The following is a 15,936-nucleotide window of genomic DNA, read 5'->3' on the forward strand; positions in this document are numbered from 1 at the left end:
AAGAATCAATCTATAAACGAATCACTAATAAACCACCCGAGCATTGAACAAAAATTACAAAATACTAATAAAAGATCTTGATGACAGTTCGGAAGTTGTGAAATATAAATCACTTCTTAAGAGAGAATGGAATAATAATGTATATTATTCAATTGAGCATTTACGTCATTCTGAAAAAGATTCTGATGAATTAAGATGCTTTTTGTTTGAAAAGAATGATGTACCTATCATATTGATGCCCTTTGTTTTAAGGAAGATAAAAATACACGAAAAGGAACATCCATATTATGATGTTATTAGTCCATATGGATACAGTGGCCCCTTGTATAATGATGATGTTTCTTCAGAGGATCTTGCTCAATTTTGGGATCATGTAGATACATGGTATAAGGAAAACGAGATTGTAACAGAGTTTGTTCGTTTTAGTCTTCATGAAAATCACCAAAATTATTCCGGTTCACTTATAAAAACACTTTCTAATGTAAAAGGTCATTTATTAGAGAATTTTGAAGATCAATGGAATGCATTTCTTCCCAAAGTTAGAAATAATTATAGAAAAGCAATAAATTATAATTTGAGTTTTAAGGTTTTTCATAAAAATCAAATTACTAAAGATGTTATAGAAATCTTCCATGATATCTATGTAGATACAATGACAAGAAATAAGGCGGATAGTATTTATTTTTTTTCAGGGACTTATTTTGAAGATCTTATATTATCTAATTTAGATAATTTTTCCATCGTTATTGTCTATTATGAAGACGTTCCAATTTCAGTAGAGCTTATTATTAATTATAAAGACATAATTTTCGCATTCTTAGGAGGTACTAATGCAGAGTATTTTAGTTATAGGCCAAATGATTTCTTAAGAGTGAAAGTAATAGAATGGGCTGTGGAAAATGAAAAAAAATATTATGTGCTCGGCGGAGGAATGAAGGATGGAGATGGATTGTATAAAAATAAAAAGTCACTATTTCCTAAAGATGATGATGTAATGTTTTGTACAGGTAGAAAAATAGTAAATGAAGAAGTGTATGATGAATTATGTCTGGCTTCAGATAGCGAATATGAAAATATCAGGAAGGAAGATCTAAAAAATTATTTCTTTCCATTTTATAGATTGAACAATAGATGAAAAAAGACAATATAGATTATTTTTTCGAACTTTTTGAAAAATGTTCAATTCCAAAACTATTCTCAGAAGTAAACTCATTAGAAAACGATAAATCGATAACTAATCCTAATTATGATAATAGCCTAGAGAAGAATCCAGATAAAATGTATTCTGTTTTTTTTATTCCGAATTATTTAAGACCAATTATTAAAAGTGACATTTTTGTAATCAAGAAAGTAGAACAGTTTTTTAAAGGTTACGCTATTTTTCTTGATGGTTTTGCAAGTGCTGATGCTTATATCAAGCATCGTTTTAGAAGTAATGCAAAAGGAATCAGAAGAAGAATAAAACGATTAGAGTCTTGTTTTGATATTTCGTATAAGACATATTATGGAGCAATAGAGGGGGAGGATTATGAGTTCTTGATGAATTGTTTAGAAAAAATGTTAGTCAGAAGATTCGAACAGCGCAATGACGTAAGTCAGAGTCTTTTGAGATGGGATTACTATAAGCAAATGTATTTTTCTTTAATTAATGAAAAAAAGGCATCAATGTTTGTGGCTTTTGAAGATAATCAACCTATTATCGTTTCCTTAAACCATCATTTTCAAAATAGATTATTTAGTGCAATTTCATCATATGACATTGATTATTCAAAGTTTAGCTTAGGAAGTGTAGAGATATATAAAAAAATAGATTGGTTGATAGAGAACAATCATAAATCATATGAGATGGGAATGGGAGATCTAAGTTATAAAAGAGAGTGGTGTAATCATATATATAATTTTGAACATCAAATCATATATCCAAAAAAATCAATTGTAGGTTTTTTTAAAGGAAATATAGAGTATACAAAAGTAAAACTAAAAGAATTTGTTTTTAAACTTACTTATGTCCGCTATAAAAAGTACAAGACAAAGCGAAAGACACAATCTATCGCTTTTACCGAAGAACATCAAGTCTCTCCTATAGAGGAGGCAGTTTATGATAAAGGATTACCAACGATAGACTATAATTGCGAAGAACATAAGGGACTTAGAAAAATCGTATTTAATTTTCTTTACACAAGTATTGATAATGTTATTAATGTAAAGGTGTTAGAAGTTTCTAAAAAAGAAAAGACTTATTTAATTGTGGGGAGATCGAAGATGCAAAAAGTTACATTGATAAAGTAGTTATTCTTTGATTAGTTCTTTTTTCTTAAGATATTCACTTATAGCTTTTGCAATCAAATCTCTCCCGTAATTGTTCCAATGTCTATCATAAATCAAAGTTGTAGGGTGATCACTTTTTTCAAAATATTCTGAAAAATCAATATAGTTATAATCATTTTCCTTTAAATGAGATATGAAAAGTCTACTAGTAATTCTTGAATCTAAAAGAAGTGTAAAACGATTTTTATCATAACCATATTTACTAACAAGACTATCAAAATTAGCTAAATATTGATTTTCTTTCTCTTTTTTGATACGTAATATTTCCTCTTCACTTACGGATTGGGTTTTAGGTGCAGGGTTTAATATATTCATTAATCGGTACAACAATTTTTGTGGGGAATTCAAAATACCAATGCTTTTGGAATACACAAGCAGTTTACTTTTTTTAAGTAATTTATTTATAGGAGATTCTAGTGCCAATCGGCTAGTAACAACCTGATATTCTCCTCTGGTTAAATCATTAGAGAATTTTATCCCTAAGACAATATGATCAATTGTTTCAAACTCTTCCTTATAAGCATGAATAAGATGTAGTTGGTCTGCAAAATCATAGCCTGCATATCCATATTCATACACTTCAATTTCTGGAATAGATTTTTCAACTTTTTTACCGATAGAATTGTAATAGTTTTGATGGAATCCTTCTATAAATGAATCTCCTACAAGGGCAATTTCTATGTTTTTTTTAGTTGGTGTAAACTCTCGGTAGGAGTTGAATCCAGAGTTGTTTATCCGATATTCAGAGAAATTCTGTCTTCTATTTCCTGTTACAGAATAACCATTTTGATTAGGCATCCATTTCTCTACTTTGTATTCATCCAGTATTCTGGTCGGTGTATCTTTTCCTAAATGAAAAAGGCGAACTAATAACTCTAATGAAATGAGGAATAGAAAAATATATAAGCCGCTTTTTAGAATAAGTTTTTTCATTTTTTCAGTTCCGTTTTTTAATAAACTTTTATGTTTAAAATTGAAAGTAGATAAATGATCTATCAATATTGTCATCAAAGAAAAGAAGCATACATAAAATTACTAAAGTATATGCTATAAATCGGACTATCCTTGATTTAAATTTAAAAGGAGATCGTTCATCTCTTCTTATTCTAAACTCGTATAGGGTAAAAAGTCCTAAAAGCACAAAGTAGTCAATCATACGGTAACCTAGAGGATGTTCATATATTTCAAAACTAAAATTATTATATATCTGTTCTAAAAATCCAAAGGCATCGGTTATGGATTCTGATCTAAAAAATATTCTAGAAAATGTTATTAATGAAAAAGTTAGGAGTATTTGGAATATCTCTTTAATAGGAGGAAACCAACTATTTTCTGCGACTACGTTATCCATATAAATTCGATTACGCCCCATCAGAAAAACGGGGATATATAGAAGTGCATGAATTCCTCCCCAAGCGATAAAAGTCCAATTCGCGCCATGCCAAAAACCACTTACCAAAAAAATAATACAAATATTTCTTATTGATTTTAGTTTGTTAACCCGACTTCCACCAAGAGGAATATATACATAATGTCTAAACCAGGTTGATAATGATACGTGCCATCGTTGCCAATATTCTGCAACATTTCTGGAAAAATTTGGAAATTTAAAATTAGACATTAGTTCTATACCAAACAATTTAGCAGTACCAATTGCGATATCAGAATAACCGCTAAAATCTCCATATACTTGAAAACTAAACAAAGTAACACCTAGTATAAGAGTAGAGGCGGGGTAGTTTTCGTAATTAGCGAAAATGTCATCAACAATTGGCGCAATAGAATCAGCAATCACTACTTTCTTAAATAATCCCCATATGATGAGTTTTAGACCTTCTGTACATTGCTTATAATTAAAAGTTCTTTTTGTTGTAAGCTGAGAGAGTAAATTAGAGGCTCTCTCAATCGGGCCCGCAACTAATTGCGGAAAAAAACTAACAAACGTAGCAAATGAAATAAAATCCTTAGAAGGAGTGAGTCTTTTATAATAAATGTCTAGTGAATAAGACATGGTCTGGAAGGTATAAAAAGAGATTCCAACAGGAAGTATAATTTGTAAGGTCCAAGAGCTTTGTAGTTTATAGCCAAAAATATGAATAAGATCTACCCAGGAATCTACAAAGAAATTGTAATATTTAAAAAAACCTAATAGTCCTATATTAAAAATTACACTAACCCACAACCATCTCTTTCTTTGTTTATTAGAATCACTATTATGGATATATTGAGCAACGAAATAATCAACTGTAGTACTAGCCAAAATAAGAAACAGGAAACGCCAATCCCATATTCCATAGAATAAATAACTAGCAATCAGGATAAAAATGTTCTGAAGCCTTAAGTTTTTATAGAAGAAGAACCAATATGCAATAAAAACAACTGGTAAAAAAATAAAAAAATCTAATGAATTAAATAACATGCAAAATCATTAATATAAGATCGGGGGTGTTAAATTGAAATTATCATTAGATAATCCCTTTGTTTTTCTGAAGCTTGTAAATTTTGTTTATTTAATTTAATAAATCAAATATTCTAATCAATTTTTATTAAGAAATATGCTTAAGTAGATATAACAACAACAAAAGTGCTGTTCGGAATATAAAGATTCACCCTATAGTGTATTACGTTTTAAATGTGTGACGAAAACTCATTGTGTGTAGTTTATCGAAATAATGAGTGCATTAGCTCTTTTATGTATTCTTTTTGTGATCATTTTTTTGGTTACTTGGTTAGCTTAATTACTTTTGTTATATTATAAGGACAATTATTTTATTAATGACATAATTAAAATATAAAGATATAAGAATAGAAAATTACAATTCATTTTCAAGAAGAAGGGAAAAAACCTGTTTAAAAAACAGGTGAATCACTGCGCATTTTATCAAATTTAACTAGTATTATTGAAACATTCTTTATGACTAACTTAAAGTAGGAAATTACGGTTATATTTTTTGTAAAAATTAGTTAAAAAGTGTTAAAATATGGAATATTAACGATATTAGTTAAATAAAAAAGGGTGTTTTGTAAGTTTTCACCTATAACTAAGGTTAGTTTTTATAGTACTTTTCTTACGGGAAAACCCTCGTTCGGTAAATTATCAGGAAGCACTAATGCTGTTAAACGCCTTTTTTGAGTATTCTATCTAAAAAGTTGTTTTTTCTAGTAATATTAAACGTAACTGAACTATTTTAGCGCCGGTTAAAGCAAGTAAGAGTAAAATACAATTTTTGGAAGTGCTACCCCCCTTCTTCCTTATATTATTAGATTGTCATAAAAATATTCGGTAATTATAACGGTAATGTTATGGTTATAGAGGATAAAATATTGTTCATTAATTAATGGGAAAAATTATGAATGCAGTAGAATCCAAGAGAATATGGCTTTCTTCACCACACATGGGGGGAATGGAGCAAAGCTATGTTAAACAAGCTTTTGATACTAATTGGGTTGCACCATTAGGACCAAATGTAGATGGTTTTGAGAAGGATATCGAGAATTTTCTTGGTAGTAACAATTTTGTAGCTGCTTTGAATTCTGGTACCGCAGCTTTACATTTAGGACTCAAGCTTTTAGGTGTTTCGCGAGGAGATGAAGTAATATGTCAGAGTATGACATTTGCTGCTTCTGCTAATCCTATTGTTTATTTAGGAGCAAAACCAATATTTGTGGATAGTGAAATGCAAACTTGGAATATCTGTCCAGAGCAATTAGAATTAGCTATTAAGGATAGAATAGCAAAGGGTAAAAAACCAAAGGCTATTATCGCCGTGCATTTATATGGTATGCCATATAATGTTGATGCCATACACAAAATAGCTTCAGAATACAAAATTCCGGTTTTAGAGGATAGTGCAGAATCGCTAGGGAGTTCTTATAACGGTGTTAAGTGTGGAACTTTTGGAGATATTGCTATACTTTCTTTTAATGGAAATAAAATTATTACTACTTCAGGTGGTGGAGCATTAATAGCCAAAACGCCTGAACATAAAGAGAAAGCTATTTTTCTTGCCACTCAAGCTAGAGATAATGCTCCGCATTACGAGCATACCGAAATTGGGCATAATTATCGAATGAGTAATATAATTGCTGGAATAGGAAGAGGGCAGATGCAGGTTTTAGAGGAGCATGTAAACAACAGACGAGATAACTTTAATTTTTATAAAAATAACCTGAGTAGCTCTGCTGAAATTAAATTTTTGGAAGAACCTACTGGTTTTCACTCTAACAGATGGCTGACTTGTATAGAGACCACATCTTATGAATTAAGAGAAGGTCTAAGATTAGCTTTGGCAGAAGAAAACATAGAATCACGACCACTATGGAAACCCATGCATCGTCAACCTGTTTTTGCAGATTGTGATGCTTACCTCAATGGAATTTCTGACGACCTATTTGATCGAGGGCTTTGCTTACCCAGCGGGTCTAATCTTAAAAAAGAAGATTTATTTAGAATTGTATCGGTAATTAAAAATATATTGAGATGATTAAGGACTACATAATTAATAATTCACATAAGCATGCGTCAAAATGGGTAGTGTTATCTATCGATATTGCAATTACGATCTTTAATTTCTTTTTAGCATATGTGGTTAGGTTTGGTATAACCCTTGATTTTGATAAGACAAATTTCATTTATCAAATACCGGTAATGATAGCTATAGCTGCAATTAGTTTCTTGATGATAGGTTCCCATAAAGGAGTAGTAAGACATACTGGAATGAGGGATGCATATAATTTGTTTTTGGCAGTTACAGTAGTAATTTCTTTAAGTGGAGCTTTAATGGTGTCAAGTAGATTATCTTTGATTCCAGAGCTTCTTAACATTCCTGTATCTATTATTTGTGTGCATTACCTATTAAATATTATTAATTTAACCCTTAGTCGATTAGTATTTAAATATTGTTACCATTTTGTAAAGTCAAAACTTGGGGATTCTTCTAGAGTAATGATTTATGGAGCAGGAGATTCAGGTTTAATAACCTTGGCAGCTATTACAAATGACTCACATAAGTCTGTTACCGTAGTTGGTTTTATAGATGATAACCCTCAAAAAGTTGGAAAAACAATTAACGGTATTACTGTTCACCGTTCGAAAACGATTACTCAAGGGTATATTACAAAAAATAATATAACTGAGATTATTGTATCAATCCCTCATATTGATAAACAGCGCTTATCAGAAATTTCGGATAATTTACTCAAGCTCTCCGTGAAGGTTAAGATTATTCCTGCAATTAATGATTGGATTGATGGGAAATTAAATGTCTCTCAGATCAAACAAATCCAGATAGAAGATTTATTAGATAGAGCTCCAATTGCATTAGAAAACCAAAACATTAAAAAAGAACTTGATGATAAGGTAATTTTGATTACTGGTGCAGCAGGTTCTATTGGAAGTGAAATTGTTAGACAGGCGTCTTTTTATAGTTATAAACACTTAGTCCTAGTGGATCAGGCAGAGTCACCTTTATATGATTTACAGCAAGAGTTGTTAAGTAAAGGAGTTAATAATTTTACGCCGATTGTTGCCGATATTAGGGATCACCAGCGTATAGAAACGATCTTTAAGAGATTTAGACCTAATATGGTATTCCATGCCGCTGCATATAAGCATGTGCCGTTAATGGAAAATAATCCTTGTGAAGCAATTAAGATAAACGTTTTAGGTACGCGGAAATTAGCAGATTTATCGTCGGAGTTTGGTGTAGATAAATTTGTTTTTGTCTCAACCGATAAAGCCGTGAATCCAACCAATGTTATGGGAGCAACCAAAAGAGTTGCAGAGATGTATATAAAATGTCTACATAAAAGAAGCAAGACTAAATTTATTACTACAAGATTTGGAAATGTTTTGGGATCTAACGGTTCTGTAATTCCTTTATTCAAAAAACAAATAGATAAAGGTGGGCCTCTTACTGTAACTCATAAAGATGTTACTCGCTTCTTTATGACGATACCAGAAGCTTCTCAATTAGTTATTGAAGCAGGAACAATGGGTAATGGTGGTGAGATCTTTATTTTTGATATGGGTGAATCGGTGAAAATATTCGATTTAGCTAAAAAAATGATTAGACTATCGGGACTTAACTATCCTAATGATATAGATATAGAGATCACCGGATTAAGACCAGGAGAAAAACTATATGAAGAACTATTAGCGGATACAGAGAATACCTTACCAACATACCATAAAAAAATTATGATTAGTAAATTTGATGATGCAGATTGTCATTTAGTAATGGATAAAATTGATGATCTCTGCATTATGAATTTATTTAATCAGGATCATCAAATTGTCGGGAAGCTAAAAGAGATAGTACCTGAATTTATTTCTAAGAATTCTACTTTCGAAAGTATCGATATTAAGAACGAAGAAATTAATAGTAAAAAAGGGAAAGTATTAGTCTAGTCTTCTTTTAAAATTGTTGTAATAAACGAGAATATTATCATATTTTTGTTTGCTTATTAAAATGCCCTAAAGAATTTAAAAAATATGAACTTATATAAGTTTTTACTTTTATTAGTAATATCAATATTTATTTTTTCCTGTAAAACCCCTACTGATGTGGTGTATTTTCAGAATTCTAAAGATTTAGAAAAGATAAAATCGACGAACTCATTTACTCCTGTTTTTAAAGTAGATGATGTTGTTAGTATTTTGGTTTCTGCAACAGATATGGATGCAGCCAGACCTTTTAATTTAATGCAAGGTGCTAGTTTACCTCCCCCATCAGGAGAAATTACTGCTACAGCGAGTGTAACGAGTGGAACAGAACCTACATATCTTATTGATGAAGAAGGAACTATTGATTTTCCAGTTATTGGAAAATTAAAAATAGCAGGATTGACTCGAGTGCAGGTCAAAGATATGTTAAAAGAACGGTTGAGAATTTATATAAAAGATCCTATAGTAAATGTTAGACTCAAAAATTTTAAGATTACAGTTATTGGCGAAGTTGATAGACCAGGATCATTTACCATTCCTAATGAAAGAGTAACAATTATAGAAGCTATTGGTTTAGCAGGAGATCTTACCATTATGGGGAAAAGAGGTAATGTGATGGTCATTAGAGAAAATGATGGTGTGAATACATATCATAAGGTTGATCTCACTTCCAAATCAATTTTTGATTCACCTGTTTATTATTTAGCACAAAATGATGTATTATATATAGAACCAAATAAGACTCAAGTAAAAAATTCTAAAGGTAGAGATAATACAGTGGGAGTTGTTTTAAGTGTTATAAGTGTGGGTCTAGCAGCTTTAGCACTTTTTTTAAGATAGAAAATTTATGATTTCTAATACGAATTCTGATAATAATACTCCCGTGAATACACCGAAGTCTAGTTTCAATTTCAGAGATGAAATTCTAAAATATGTAAAGAAATGGTACTGGTTTTTGCTAAGTGTGTTGGTTTTCGGGACGTTAGCATATTTATACGTAAGATACACGATTCCAAAGTATAATGTTTCTGGAACCATTCTGATATCCCAAGAAGAAAGTGTTAGTGAATCTGAACTATCTGCTTTTAAAGACCTTGGTTTACTTGATGATTCGCAAAATAAAATAGAAAATGAGATTCAGATTCTAAAATCAAGAACATTATTAACTAATGTTGTAAATAACCTGAAACTAAACGTTCAGTATTTTACGAAAGGTAGAGTACTTGAATCAGAAAATTATCCTAAATCTTTGATAGAGATTAATTTTTTATCTGCAGATTCGATTGTACATACCAAATCAAAAAGCTTTAGAGTACTTATTAATTCAGAAACTTCTTTTTCATTTGTGGATAAGGAGGGGAAAAACATTAGTGATCATTCTTTTGGTAAGACCATAAACACTAGTGTTGGAGATATTATCATTACTCCAAGTATTGAAGACATCACTTCTAATAAGGGAAATATAATTCATATTAAAATAACTCCCGTTAATATTGTTGCCCAAAATTACAGAAATAGAGTATCTGTTACTACGATTGGAAAAGGATCTTCAATTGTAAGAATGTCTCTAAATGACCCTGTTAAAGAGAAGGCCAAAGATATTATAAACGATTTGGTAGAAGAGTATAATAAATATACGATTAAAAATAAAAAACAAACCTCTGCAAGAACTGCCGATTTTATAAATGAAAGATTAGAACTTATTTCTGGAGATTTATCTGAGGTTGATGATGAAGCGGCAGGTTATAAGTCTAAATTTGGATTAACTAATGATGTTTCTGCTCAAACTCAGCGCGTTGCTGACATTGATTCTAGGAATATTCAGGAGATTAATAGCTTAGAAACTCAACTAAGAAAAATAGAGTCTACTAGACGTTTTGTATTAAGTCAGGATGGAAAATATGATATTTTACCTTCAACTCTTGGATTTGATGATCCATCTGTATCCGGAACTGTAGCGCGATACAATGGATTGATAAGCCAAAGAAAAAGATTATTAAAGTCATCAAGCGAGCAAAACCCAGTAGTAGTTAATATAGATGAACAGATTGGTTCATTACGCCAAGGACTAATTGCTAGTTTAAATGGAGCTAAAAGTTCTATAAGTATAAGTTTAAATAGTTTAAGAACTCAGGATAAATACTTTAGTGGGCAATTGTATAATGCTCCGCTAAGACAAAAAGAATTGACAGCCATTGGTCGTGAACAGGGGATTAAAGAACAACTGTACCTTTATTTACTACAAAAACGTGAGGAAGCGGAAATCACAAGTCATATTACATTATCTAATGCACGGGTTATTGATAGGGCTTCTACCTTGGGTTCGTATCCGGTTTCTCCTAACAAGAAAATGATCTATTTTGGTGCTATATTTCTAGGATTAGTACTTCCTTTTTTAATAATTTATTTATTGGATTTATTTAATACTAAAGTAAACTCAAGAGAAGATTTAGAAAGTGTGCTTTCCATGCCAATTTTAGGGGCTATCCCAAAAACGAAAAATAAGAAAAGTAAAATAGTAGTTTCTAGAAACAGCAGATCATCTGTAGCAGAGGCTTTTAGAATTCTTAGAACTAACTTAGGTTTTTTAATGGCTGGAACTAATAAGGAAACAGGTAAAGTTATATTTGTAACTTCTACTATTTCCGGAGAAGGTAAGACATTAGTCTCATCTAATTTAGCTAAGACCTTAGCTATTTCAGGCAAAAAAATAGCATATTTAGGGACTGATTTTCGTGATCCAAAATTTCATAATTTCTTTGAATTGCCAAAGGGGAAAGACACCCCAGGATTTACTAATTACATTATGAATTTGGATATTAAACCTGAAGATATTATATATGAGCAAGGTGAAAATGATCCTATTTTTGTAGTTCCTTCAGGAGCTATCCCTCCTAATCCTGCAGAACTTCTAATGAATGATAGAGTGAAAGAGATGTTTGAATATTTAGGAGAAAACTATGATTATATTGTTGTAGACACAGCACCTGTTAGTTTAGTAACAGATACACTGTTAATTGGTCATTTTGCAGATCTAAGTATATATATTGTAAGAGAAAATTATTCAGATAAAAGAATTTTACAAGTACCTGAAAACTTTTATAGAGAAAAACGCTTGCCTAATATGGCAGTCCTTCTTAATGCTGCTGGGGATAAAGTTGGTTATGGTTATGGGTACGGATATGGAGCAAAGGACTAACTAAAAGAACGGTTGTTTTTCATTAATTCAGATATTTTAGATGCGTATTTCGCAGTAAATCCCTTTTCTAAGACTTCAAACTGTTGGTGATTATGTACATCAGAACCAGCAAAATCAAAAAGGTTTTCAGTCAGTAATTTCATCCCCATATCTTTCACTTTTTCACCATAATAACCTGAGATAGAAAGTAAATTAAGTTGAAATAAAAAACCTGATTCTTTTAATTTTATAAATTTATTGATATCATCTTTGTAGAAAGAGTAACGCTCTGGATGAGCTAGAATAGGAGTGAAACCGGCCAATTTAATTTCAAACAGTATTTCATCTAAATTAATAGGAGGATTAAAAGTAGACATTTCTACCAAGATATATTTTTGATGCAATGGTATAATATCTTTGTTTTTTATTCTTTTATAAAAGAGATCGTCTAGCATATATTCCGCACTGGATTCTAATGATACTTCAATATCTAGAGAGGACAATACTTTTCGCATTTCGGTATGTTTAGATGTAATAACCTCTGAGGTGTTGGGCCATACATCTTGCATCACGTGAGGTGTAGTAATTATTTTGTTTACGCCTAGTTTCTCAAATTGTTCAATAATAAATGCAGACTGATACACTGTTTTTACTCCGTCATCTATTCCGGGTAGCAAATGTGAATGCATATCTACATAACCTTTGGGTATGAATTCTTTAAGTGGAATTTCTTTTTTAGATAAAAAATGCAAAATGTACTTCTTGTTTTGGGGTAAATTAAAGCTGTAACCTTTTAATTTATGATGAGTATTACTTATAACTTAATAAAAAAGTTATATACAAAAGTAAAGATTATTATACGTAAAAAAAACTGCTTAAGAAGCTAAACTCCCTAAGCAGTTTCGAATTATTGAAATATGCTTCTTTTTAATGTTTTGTTATATCTCCAGATCCAGAAACCTTTTTATCTTCTTTTTCTGGATTTCCTTGATAATCAATATCTCCAGAACCTGTAACGCGAGCTTTTAGTGAATATGTAGATGTTAGTTTAATATCTCCAGAACCAGTCACAGATGCGTCCACATTTTTTGCCTTTAAATCATAAGCTCTTACATCTCCAGAACCAGTCACATTAAATTCTAGATTTTCTGCTGATCCTTTTAGTGTTAGATCTCCGCTTCCAGAAACAGATCCTTCCAGCTCATTTGCTTCTACTGCTAATCGAACATCTCCAGAACCAGAAACTCTTGTTTCAAAGGAGTTAGCTTTGATAATATCCTCAGAATAAATATCACCAGAGCCAGATAAACTCACTTTAGAGATATCTTTAAAAGGAACGGTGATTAATATTATCTTATTTCTGCTTGGTTTTAGATAATAATCCTTTTCTACATAAATCTTTAGTATATCACCTTCAACTTCGGTAACTACATGTTGGATTAGATTACTTTCTGCTTCAATTTTAATATTTCCTTCTGTTCCAGCTACCAGCGCTACGTCTAAACTACCTTTTAGTTTTATTTGATCATAACTGGATAGATTTCTGGTTTTGGTTACTACATTACCATTTCCTTCTACTTTTTCACCTTTTCCCCACCATTGTGCGTTTACTGATGTAATGCTACATAATGCTAAGCCTAAAATGATTGTTACTGTTCTCATAATTGATTGAATATTTGATGATTAATTTTTTATAAGTTTTACTCCACCATAACTGGTAGAAATGCTAATAGTAGCTCCACTATTTTTTTGTCCTCGATACCCTTGATAATCTTTACTGGAGTTTTCTTTATTCTTTTTCATAATACTGATGTCGTCATCAAGGTTGATTCCACCATACGAAGTTTTAATAACAAAGTCAAAATTCAGATTACTGCTATAACCGATATCAACACCAGTATAATCAGTTCTTATTGTTACGTTTTTGGTTGTAGACTCTAAATTTTTAATATCAATAGAACCATAATCAGTGTTGATGTTTACACTATTACTTACATTTCCAATATTTGTATCCAGATAATCTCCATTTCCTTTAAATACTCCGACATTCTCAACTTTTAAACTTCCATAGTCACAATTATAATTAAGTTCTTTAACCGACATTATCTTAGATTGTGTATAATCCGCATTGAGCAGAATTTCATCACCTCTTTCTAAAGTAAAATCAGAATAATCAGCGTTGATTTTTCCATTTTTCATATATCTAATGGTACTATTGTTTGTGTAATCTATATTTATAGAATTATCATTTCCCATTAATTCACCAACAATTATCTGTCCATAATCACAGTTGATTTTTGCATTACCTTTAATTTTATCAAGCGTAATACTTCCGTAATCATTGTTAAGGTTTATGTTGTTAGTAGCAGGAATTTTTACGGTATAGTTAATTTCTAATTTTAAATTATTCCCGCCCCAATCATTGGAAAATTTTGACCACCATGATTTTTCATTTTTATCAAAAGTTGTTCTTGCACTAACTAATTGTGAGCTAGCTTCAAAAATTACATCTATATTTTCTAATTTTTTTATTACTTTTTCCTCATCATTTCCATTAACTTTTATATTAATTTCCATAACAATCCTATCTTTATCCCAAGAAGTAATATCGAGATTCCCATAGTCATTACTAATTTTTAGTAAAGCATTACTGTTTACAGTAAATTCTTTTTTGAGTGATTTTTCTTTGGTATATTTCCCTTTTTTTCTAACATCTCCATTTCCAAGCGAGATTGCAGGAACAAGAAATAATAAGCATATTATTTTATAGTATATTGGTTTCATTTTCTGATAATTTTAATTTGTTGACATTGTTAATTTTTTCTAACACTTTTTCTAGTAAAGAAGCACGTTTCTGAAAGTTCTTAATCATCGCGCTGATTACTCTTTTATCATTACTACTTTCTACTAGATCTTTTTTTAGAATTTCATAACTAGATTCTAATTTTTCTAATTGTCTCATTGCATCAATAACTAATTCGGTTGTTTCTGCAGATGAATTTTTGTCTATTTCTTCCAGTTGAGTTTTAATTGCAACTGTAAAGAAATTTTGGGTTTCCTCCATTTGTGGAGAAACACTTGCTAAATCGGCTTTCTCATTATCACTAAAAATAGGAGCTACCGATATCACGCCTATAAGCATTGCAATAGAGGCAGCTAGAGCCAGTGGCTTCATCCAATTTCGCTTCTTAGGTTGTAATGTAACTACCTTATTTTGCTTGTGTAGTTTTTCTAAAAAACGTAATTTATGATCATCTGATGGTTCAAATACATCAAGTTGATTTTCCATGCGTTCAAATAATTTCTCTATTTCATCTTCGGTTTTCATGCAACTAATAATTTTTTTCGTAAACTTTCTTTCGCGCGAGAAATAAGTGTACGACAGTTAGAATATGATATATTCAAAATTTCACAGATCTCTTCATAATCATATCCTTCTATTAAATGTAATGATAATGCAGTGCTATAACTTTCTTTTAATTCTTTTAATGTATTTAAAACGGCATTCGCTTTAACACTGGTTAAATCTTCTCTTACAACCCCTTCTGTTTCATCTGTAAGTGCATATTCTACGGTTTCTAAAGGGACCTCACCATAAATATTACGCTTACGAGATATTGTAAGACTCGAATTGATAACTATTTTTTTTAACCAAGCTCCAAACAATTTACCGTCCTCTAACATTGATAACTTTGTGAATGCTGTTAGAAAAGCCTCCTGCATTATGTCCTCAGCTTCTGCAGAATCCTTTATAATCCTAAAGGCACTATTGTACATAACTTTATAATATCGATTATAAATTTCCATTTGCGCTCCCTGATCGGACTTACGGCATCTTTCTACCAGTTGCTCGGTATTTAGTTTGGTTAGTGTCAAAAACTTCAGTTTACTTTATATAAAGATATGGATAGATACACTTTGTTACAGTTTTAAAAATATTTTTTTGAAGTTTATGGCATAACAATTGAAATATCTAAATAGAATC

At 30.8% G+C, this 15,936-nt stretch carries 13 protein-coding genes; 6 read left to right on the forward strand and 7 right to left on the reverse strand.

Annotated elements, in window-relative coordinates:
* Positions 1 to 43 precede the first annotated feature (43 nt).
* A complete protein-coding gene (locus Q0921_RS01960; RefSeq protein ID WP_299252484.1) occupies positions 44 to 1,135 on the forward strand; it encodes a GNAT family N-acetyltransferase in 1,092 nt (363 codons plus the stop codon).
* Entirely contained in the window at positions 1,132 to 2,289 is a 1,158-nt protein-coding gene (locus Q0921_RS01965) for a GNAT family N-acetyltransferase (RefSeq protein ID WP_299252487.1), read from the forward strand. The genes Q0921_RS01960 and Q0921_RS01965 overlap by 4 nt, the downstream gene beginning before the upstream one ends.
* Here the strand turns inward: Q0921_RS01965 and Q0921_RS01970 are convergent, their stop codons facing one another.
* Together Q0921_RS01970 and Q0921_RS01975 are read right to left on the reverse strand one after the other, a co-directional pair.
* A complete protein-coding gene (locus Q0921_RS01970; RefSeq protein ID WP_299252490.1) occupies positions 2,290 to 3,261 on the reverse strand; it encodes a hypothetical protein in 972 nt (323 codons plus the stop codon).
* A 34-nt stretch (positions 3,262 to 3,295) separates the two neighbouring features.
* The gene (locus tag Q0921_RS01975; RefSeq protein ID WP_299252493.1) at positions 3,296 to 4,747 is read right to left on the reverse strand and encodes an MBOAT family O-acyltransferase; all 1,452 of its coding nucleotides are present in this window, start codon (positions 4,745 to 4,747) and stop codon (positions 3,296 to 3,298) included.
* Between the two features lie 931 nt (positions 4,748 to 5,678).
* Here Q0921_RS01975 and Q0921_RS01980 point away from each other — a divergent pair.
* The 4 genes from Q0921_RS01980 to Q0921_RS01995 all read left to right on the forward strand — a co-directional run bounded on the left by Q0921_RS01980 (position 5,679) and on the right by Q0921_RS01995 (position 11,972).
* A complete protein-coding gene (locus tag Q0921_RS01980) occupies positions 5,679 to 6,812 on the forward strand; it encodes a DegT/DnrJ/EryC1/StrS family aminotransferase (RefSeq protein ID WP_299252496.1) in 1,134 nt (377 codons plus the stop codon).
* The gene (locus Q0921_RS01985; RefSeq protein ID WP_299252498.1) at positions 6,809 to 8,737 is read left to right on the forward strand and encodes a nucleoside-diphosphate sugar epimerase/dehydratase; all 1,929 of its coding nucleotides are present in this window, start codon (positions 6,809 to 6,811) and stop codon (positions 8,735 to 8,737) included. The genes Q0921_RS01980 and Q0921_RS01985 overlap by 4 nt, the downstream gene beginning before the upstream one ends.
* 84 nt (positions 8,738 to 8,821) lie before the next feature.
* Entirely contained in the window at positions 8,822 to 9,613 is a 792-nt protein-coding gene (locus tag Q0921_RS01990) for a polysaccharide biosynthesis/export family protein (protein ID WP_299252500.1), read from the forward strand.
* A 7-nt stretch (positions 9,614 to 9,620) separates the two neighbouring features.
* Positions 9,621 to 11,972 (forward strand): tyrosine-protein kinase, encoded by a 2,352-nt coding sequence (locus Q0921_RS01995; RefSeq protein WP_299252502.1) that lies wholly within the window; start codon positions 9,621 to 9,623, stop codon positions 11,970 to 11,972.
* Here the strand turns inward: Q0921_RS01995 and Q0921_RS02000 are convergent.
* The 5 genes from Q0921_RS02000 to Q0921_RS02020 form a co-directional block, all read right to left on the reverse strand.
* Entirely contained in the window at positions 11,969 to 12,703 is a 735-nt protein-coding gene (locus Q0921_RS02000; protein WP_299252505.1) for a CpsB/CapC family capsule biosynthesis tyrosine phosphatase, read from the reverse strand. The two genes, Q0921_RS01995 and Q0921_RS02000, sit on opposite strands and share 4 nt — an antisense overlap.
* Positions 12,704 to 12,878: 175 nt before the next feature.
* A complete protein-coding gene (locus Q0921_RS02005) occupies positions 12,879 to 13,613 on the reverse strand; it encodes a head GIN domain-containing protein (RefSeq protein ID WP_299252508.1) in 735 nt (244 codons plus the stop codon).
* Between the two features lie 21 nt (positions 13,614 to 13,634).
* The gene (locus tag Q0921_RS02010) at positions 13,635 to 14,735 is read right to left on the reverse strand and encodes a hypothetical protein (RefSeq protein ID WP_299252511.1); all 1,101 of its coding nucleotides are present in this window, start codon (positions 14,733 to 14,735) and stop codon (positions 13,635 to 13,637) included.
* Positions 14,716 to 15,279 carry a hypothetical protein gene (locus Q0921_RS02015; RefSeq protein WP_299252514.1) on the reverse strand — a complete coding sequence of 188 codons (564 nt, stop codon included), beginning with the start codon at positions 15,277 to 15,279 and terminating at the stop codon, positions 14,716 to 14,718. Before Q0921_RS02015 ends, Q0921_RS02010 begins: the two co-directional genes overlap by 20 nt.
* Complete coding sequence (locus tag Q0921_RS02020) at positions 15,276 to 15,827, reverse strand: RNA polymerase sigma factor (RefSeq protein ID WP_299252517.1); 552 nt, start codon at positions 15,825 to 15,827, stop codon at positions 15,276 to 15,278. The genes Q0921_RS02015 and Q0921_RS02020 overlap by 4 nt, the downstream gene beginning before the upstream one ends.
* Positions 15,828 to 15,936: the final 109 nt, after the last annotated feature.

Origin of the sequence: uncultured Aquimarina sp. (assembly GCF_947496855.1) — a bacterium.
In the GTDB taxonomy this organism is placed as follows: domain Bacteria; phylum Bacteroidota; class Bacteroidia; order Flavobacteriales; family Flavobacteriaceae; genus Aquimarina.

Coding starts and splice junctions, on each gene's coding strand:
- Q0921_RS01965 (WP_299252487.1), top strand. CDS start 1,132: ATGAAAAAAGACAATATAGATTATTTTTTCGAACTTTTTGAAAAATGT.
- Q0921_RS01970 (WP_299252490.1), bottom strand. CDS start 3,261: ATGAAAAAACTTATTCTAAAAAGCGGCTTATATATTTTTCTATTCCTC.
- Q0921_RS01975 (WP_299252493.1), bottom strand. CDS start 4,747: ATGTTATTTAATTCATTAGATTTTTTTATTTTTTTACCAGTTGTTTTT.
- Q0921_RS01980 (WP_299252496.1), top strand. CDS start 5,679: ATGAATGCAGTAGAATCCAAGAGAATATGGCTTTCTTCACCACACATG.
- Q0921_RS01985 (WP_299252498.1), top strand. CDS start 6,809: ATGATTAAGGACTACATAATTAATAATTCACATAAGCATGCGTCAAAA.
- Q0921_RS01990 (WP_299252500.1), top strand. CDS start 8,822: ATGAACTTATATAAGTTTTTACTTTTATTAGTAATATCAATATTTATT.
- Q0921_RS01995 (WP_299252502.1), top strand. CDS start 9,621: ATGATTTCTAATACGAATTCTGATAATAATACTCCCGTGAATACACCG.
- Q0921_RS02005 (WP_299252508.1), bottom strand. CDS start 13,613: ATGAGAACAGTAACAATCATTTTAGGCTTAGCATTATGTAGCATTACA.
- Q0921_RS02010 (WP_299252511.1), bottom strand. CDS start 14,735: ATGAAACCAATATACTATAAAATAATATGCTTATTATTTCTTGTTCCT.
- Q0921_RS02015 (WP_299252514.1), bottom strand. CDS start 15,279: ATGAAAACCGAAGATGAAATAGAGAAATTATTTGAACGCATGGAAAAT.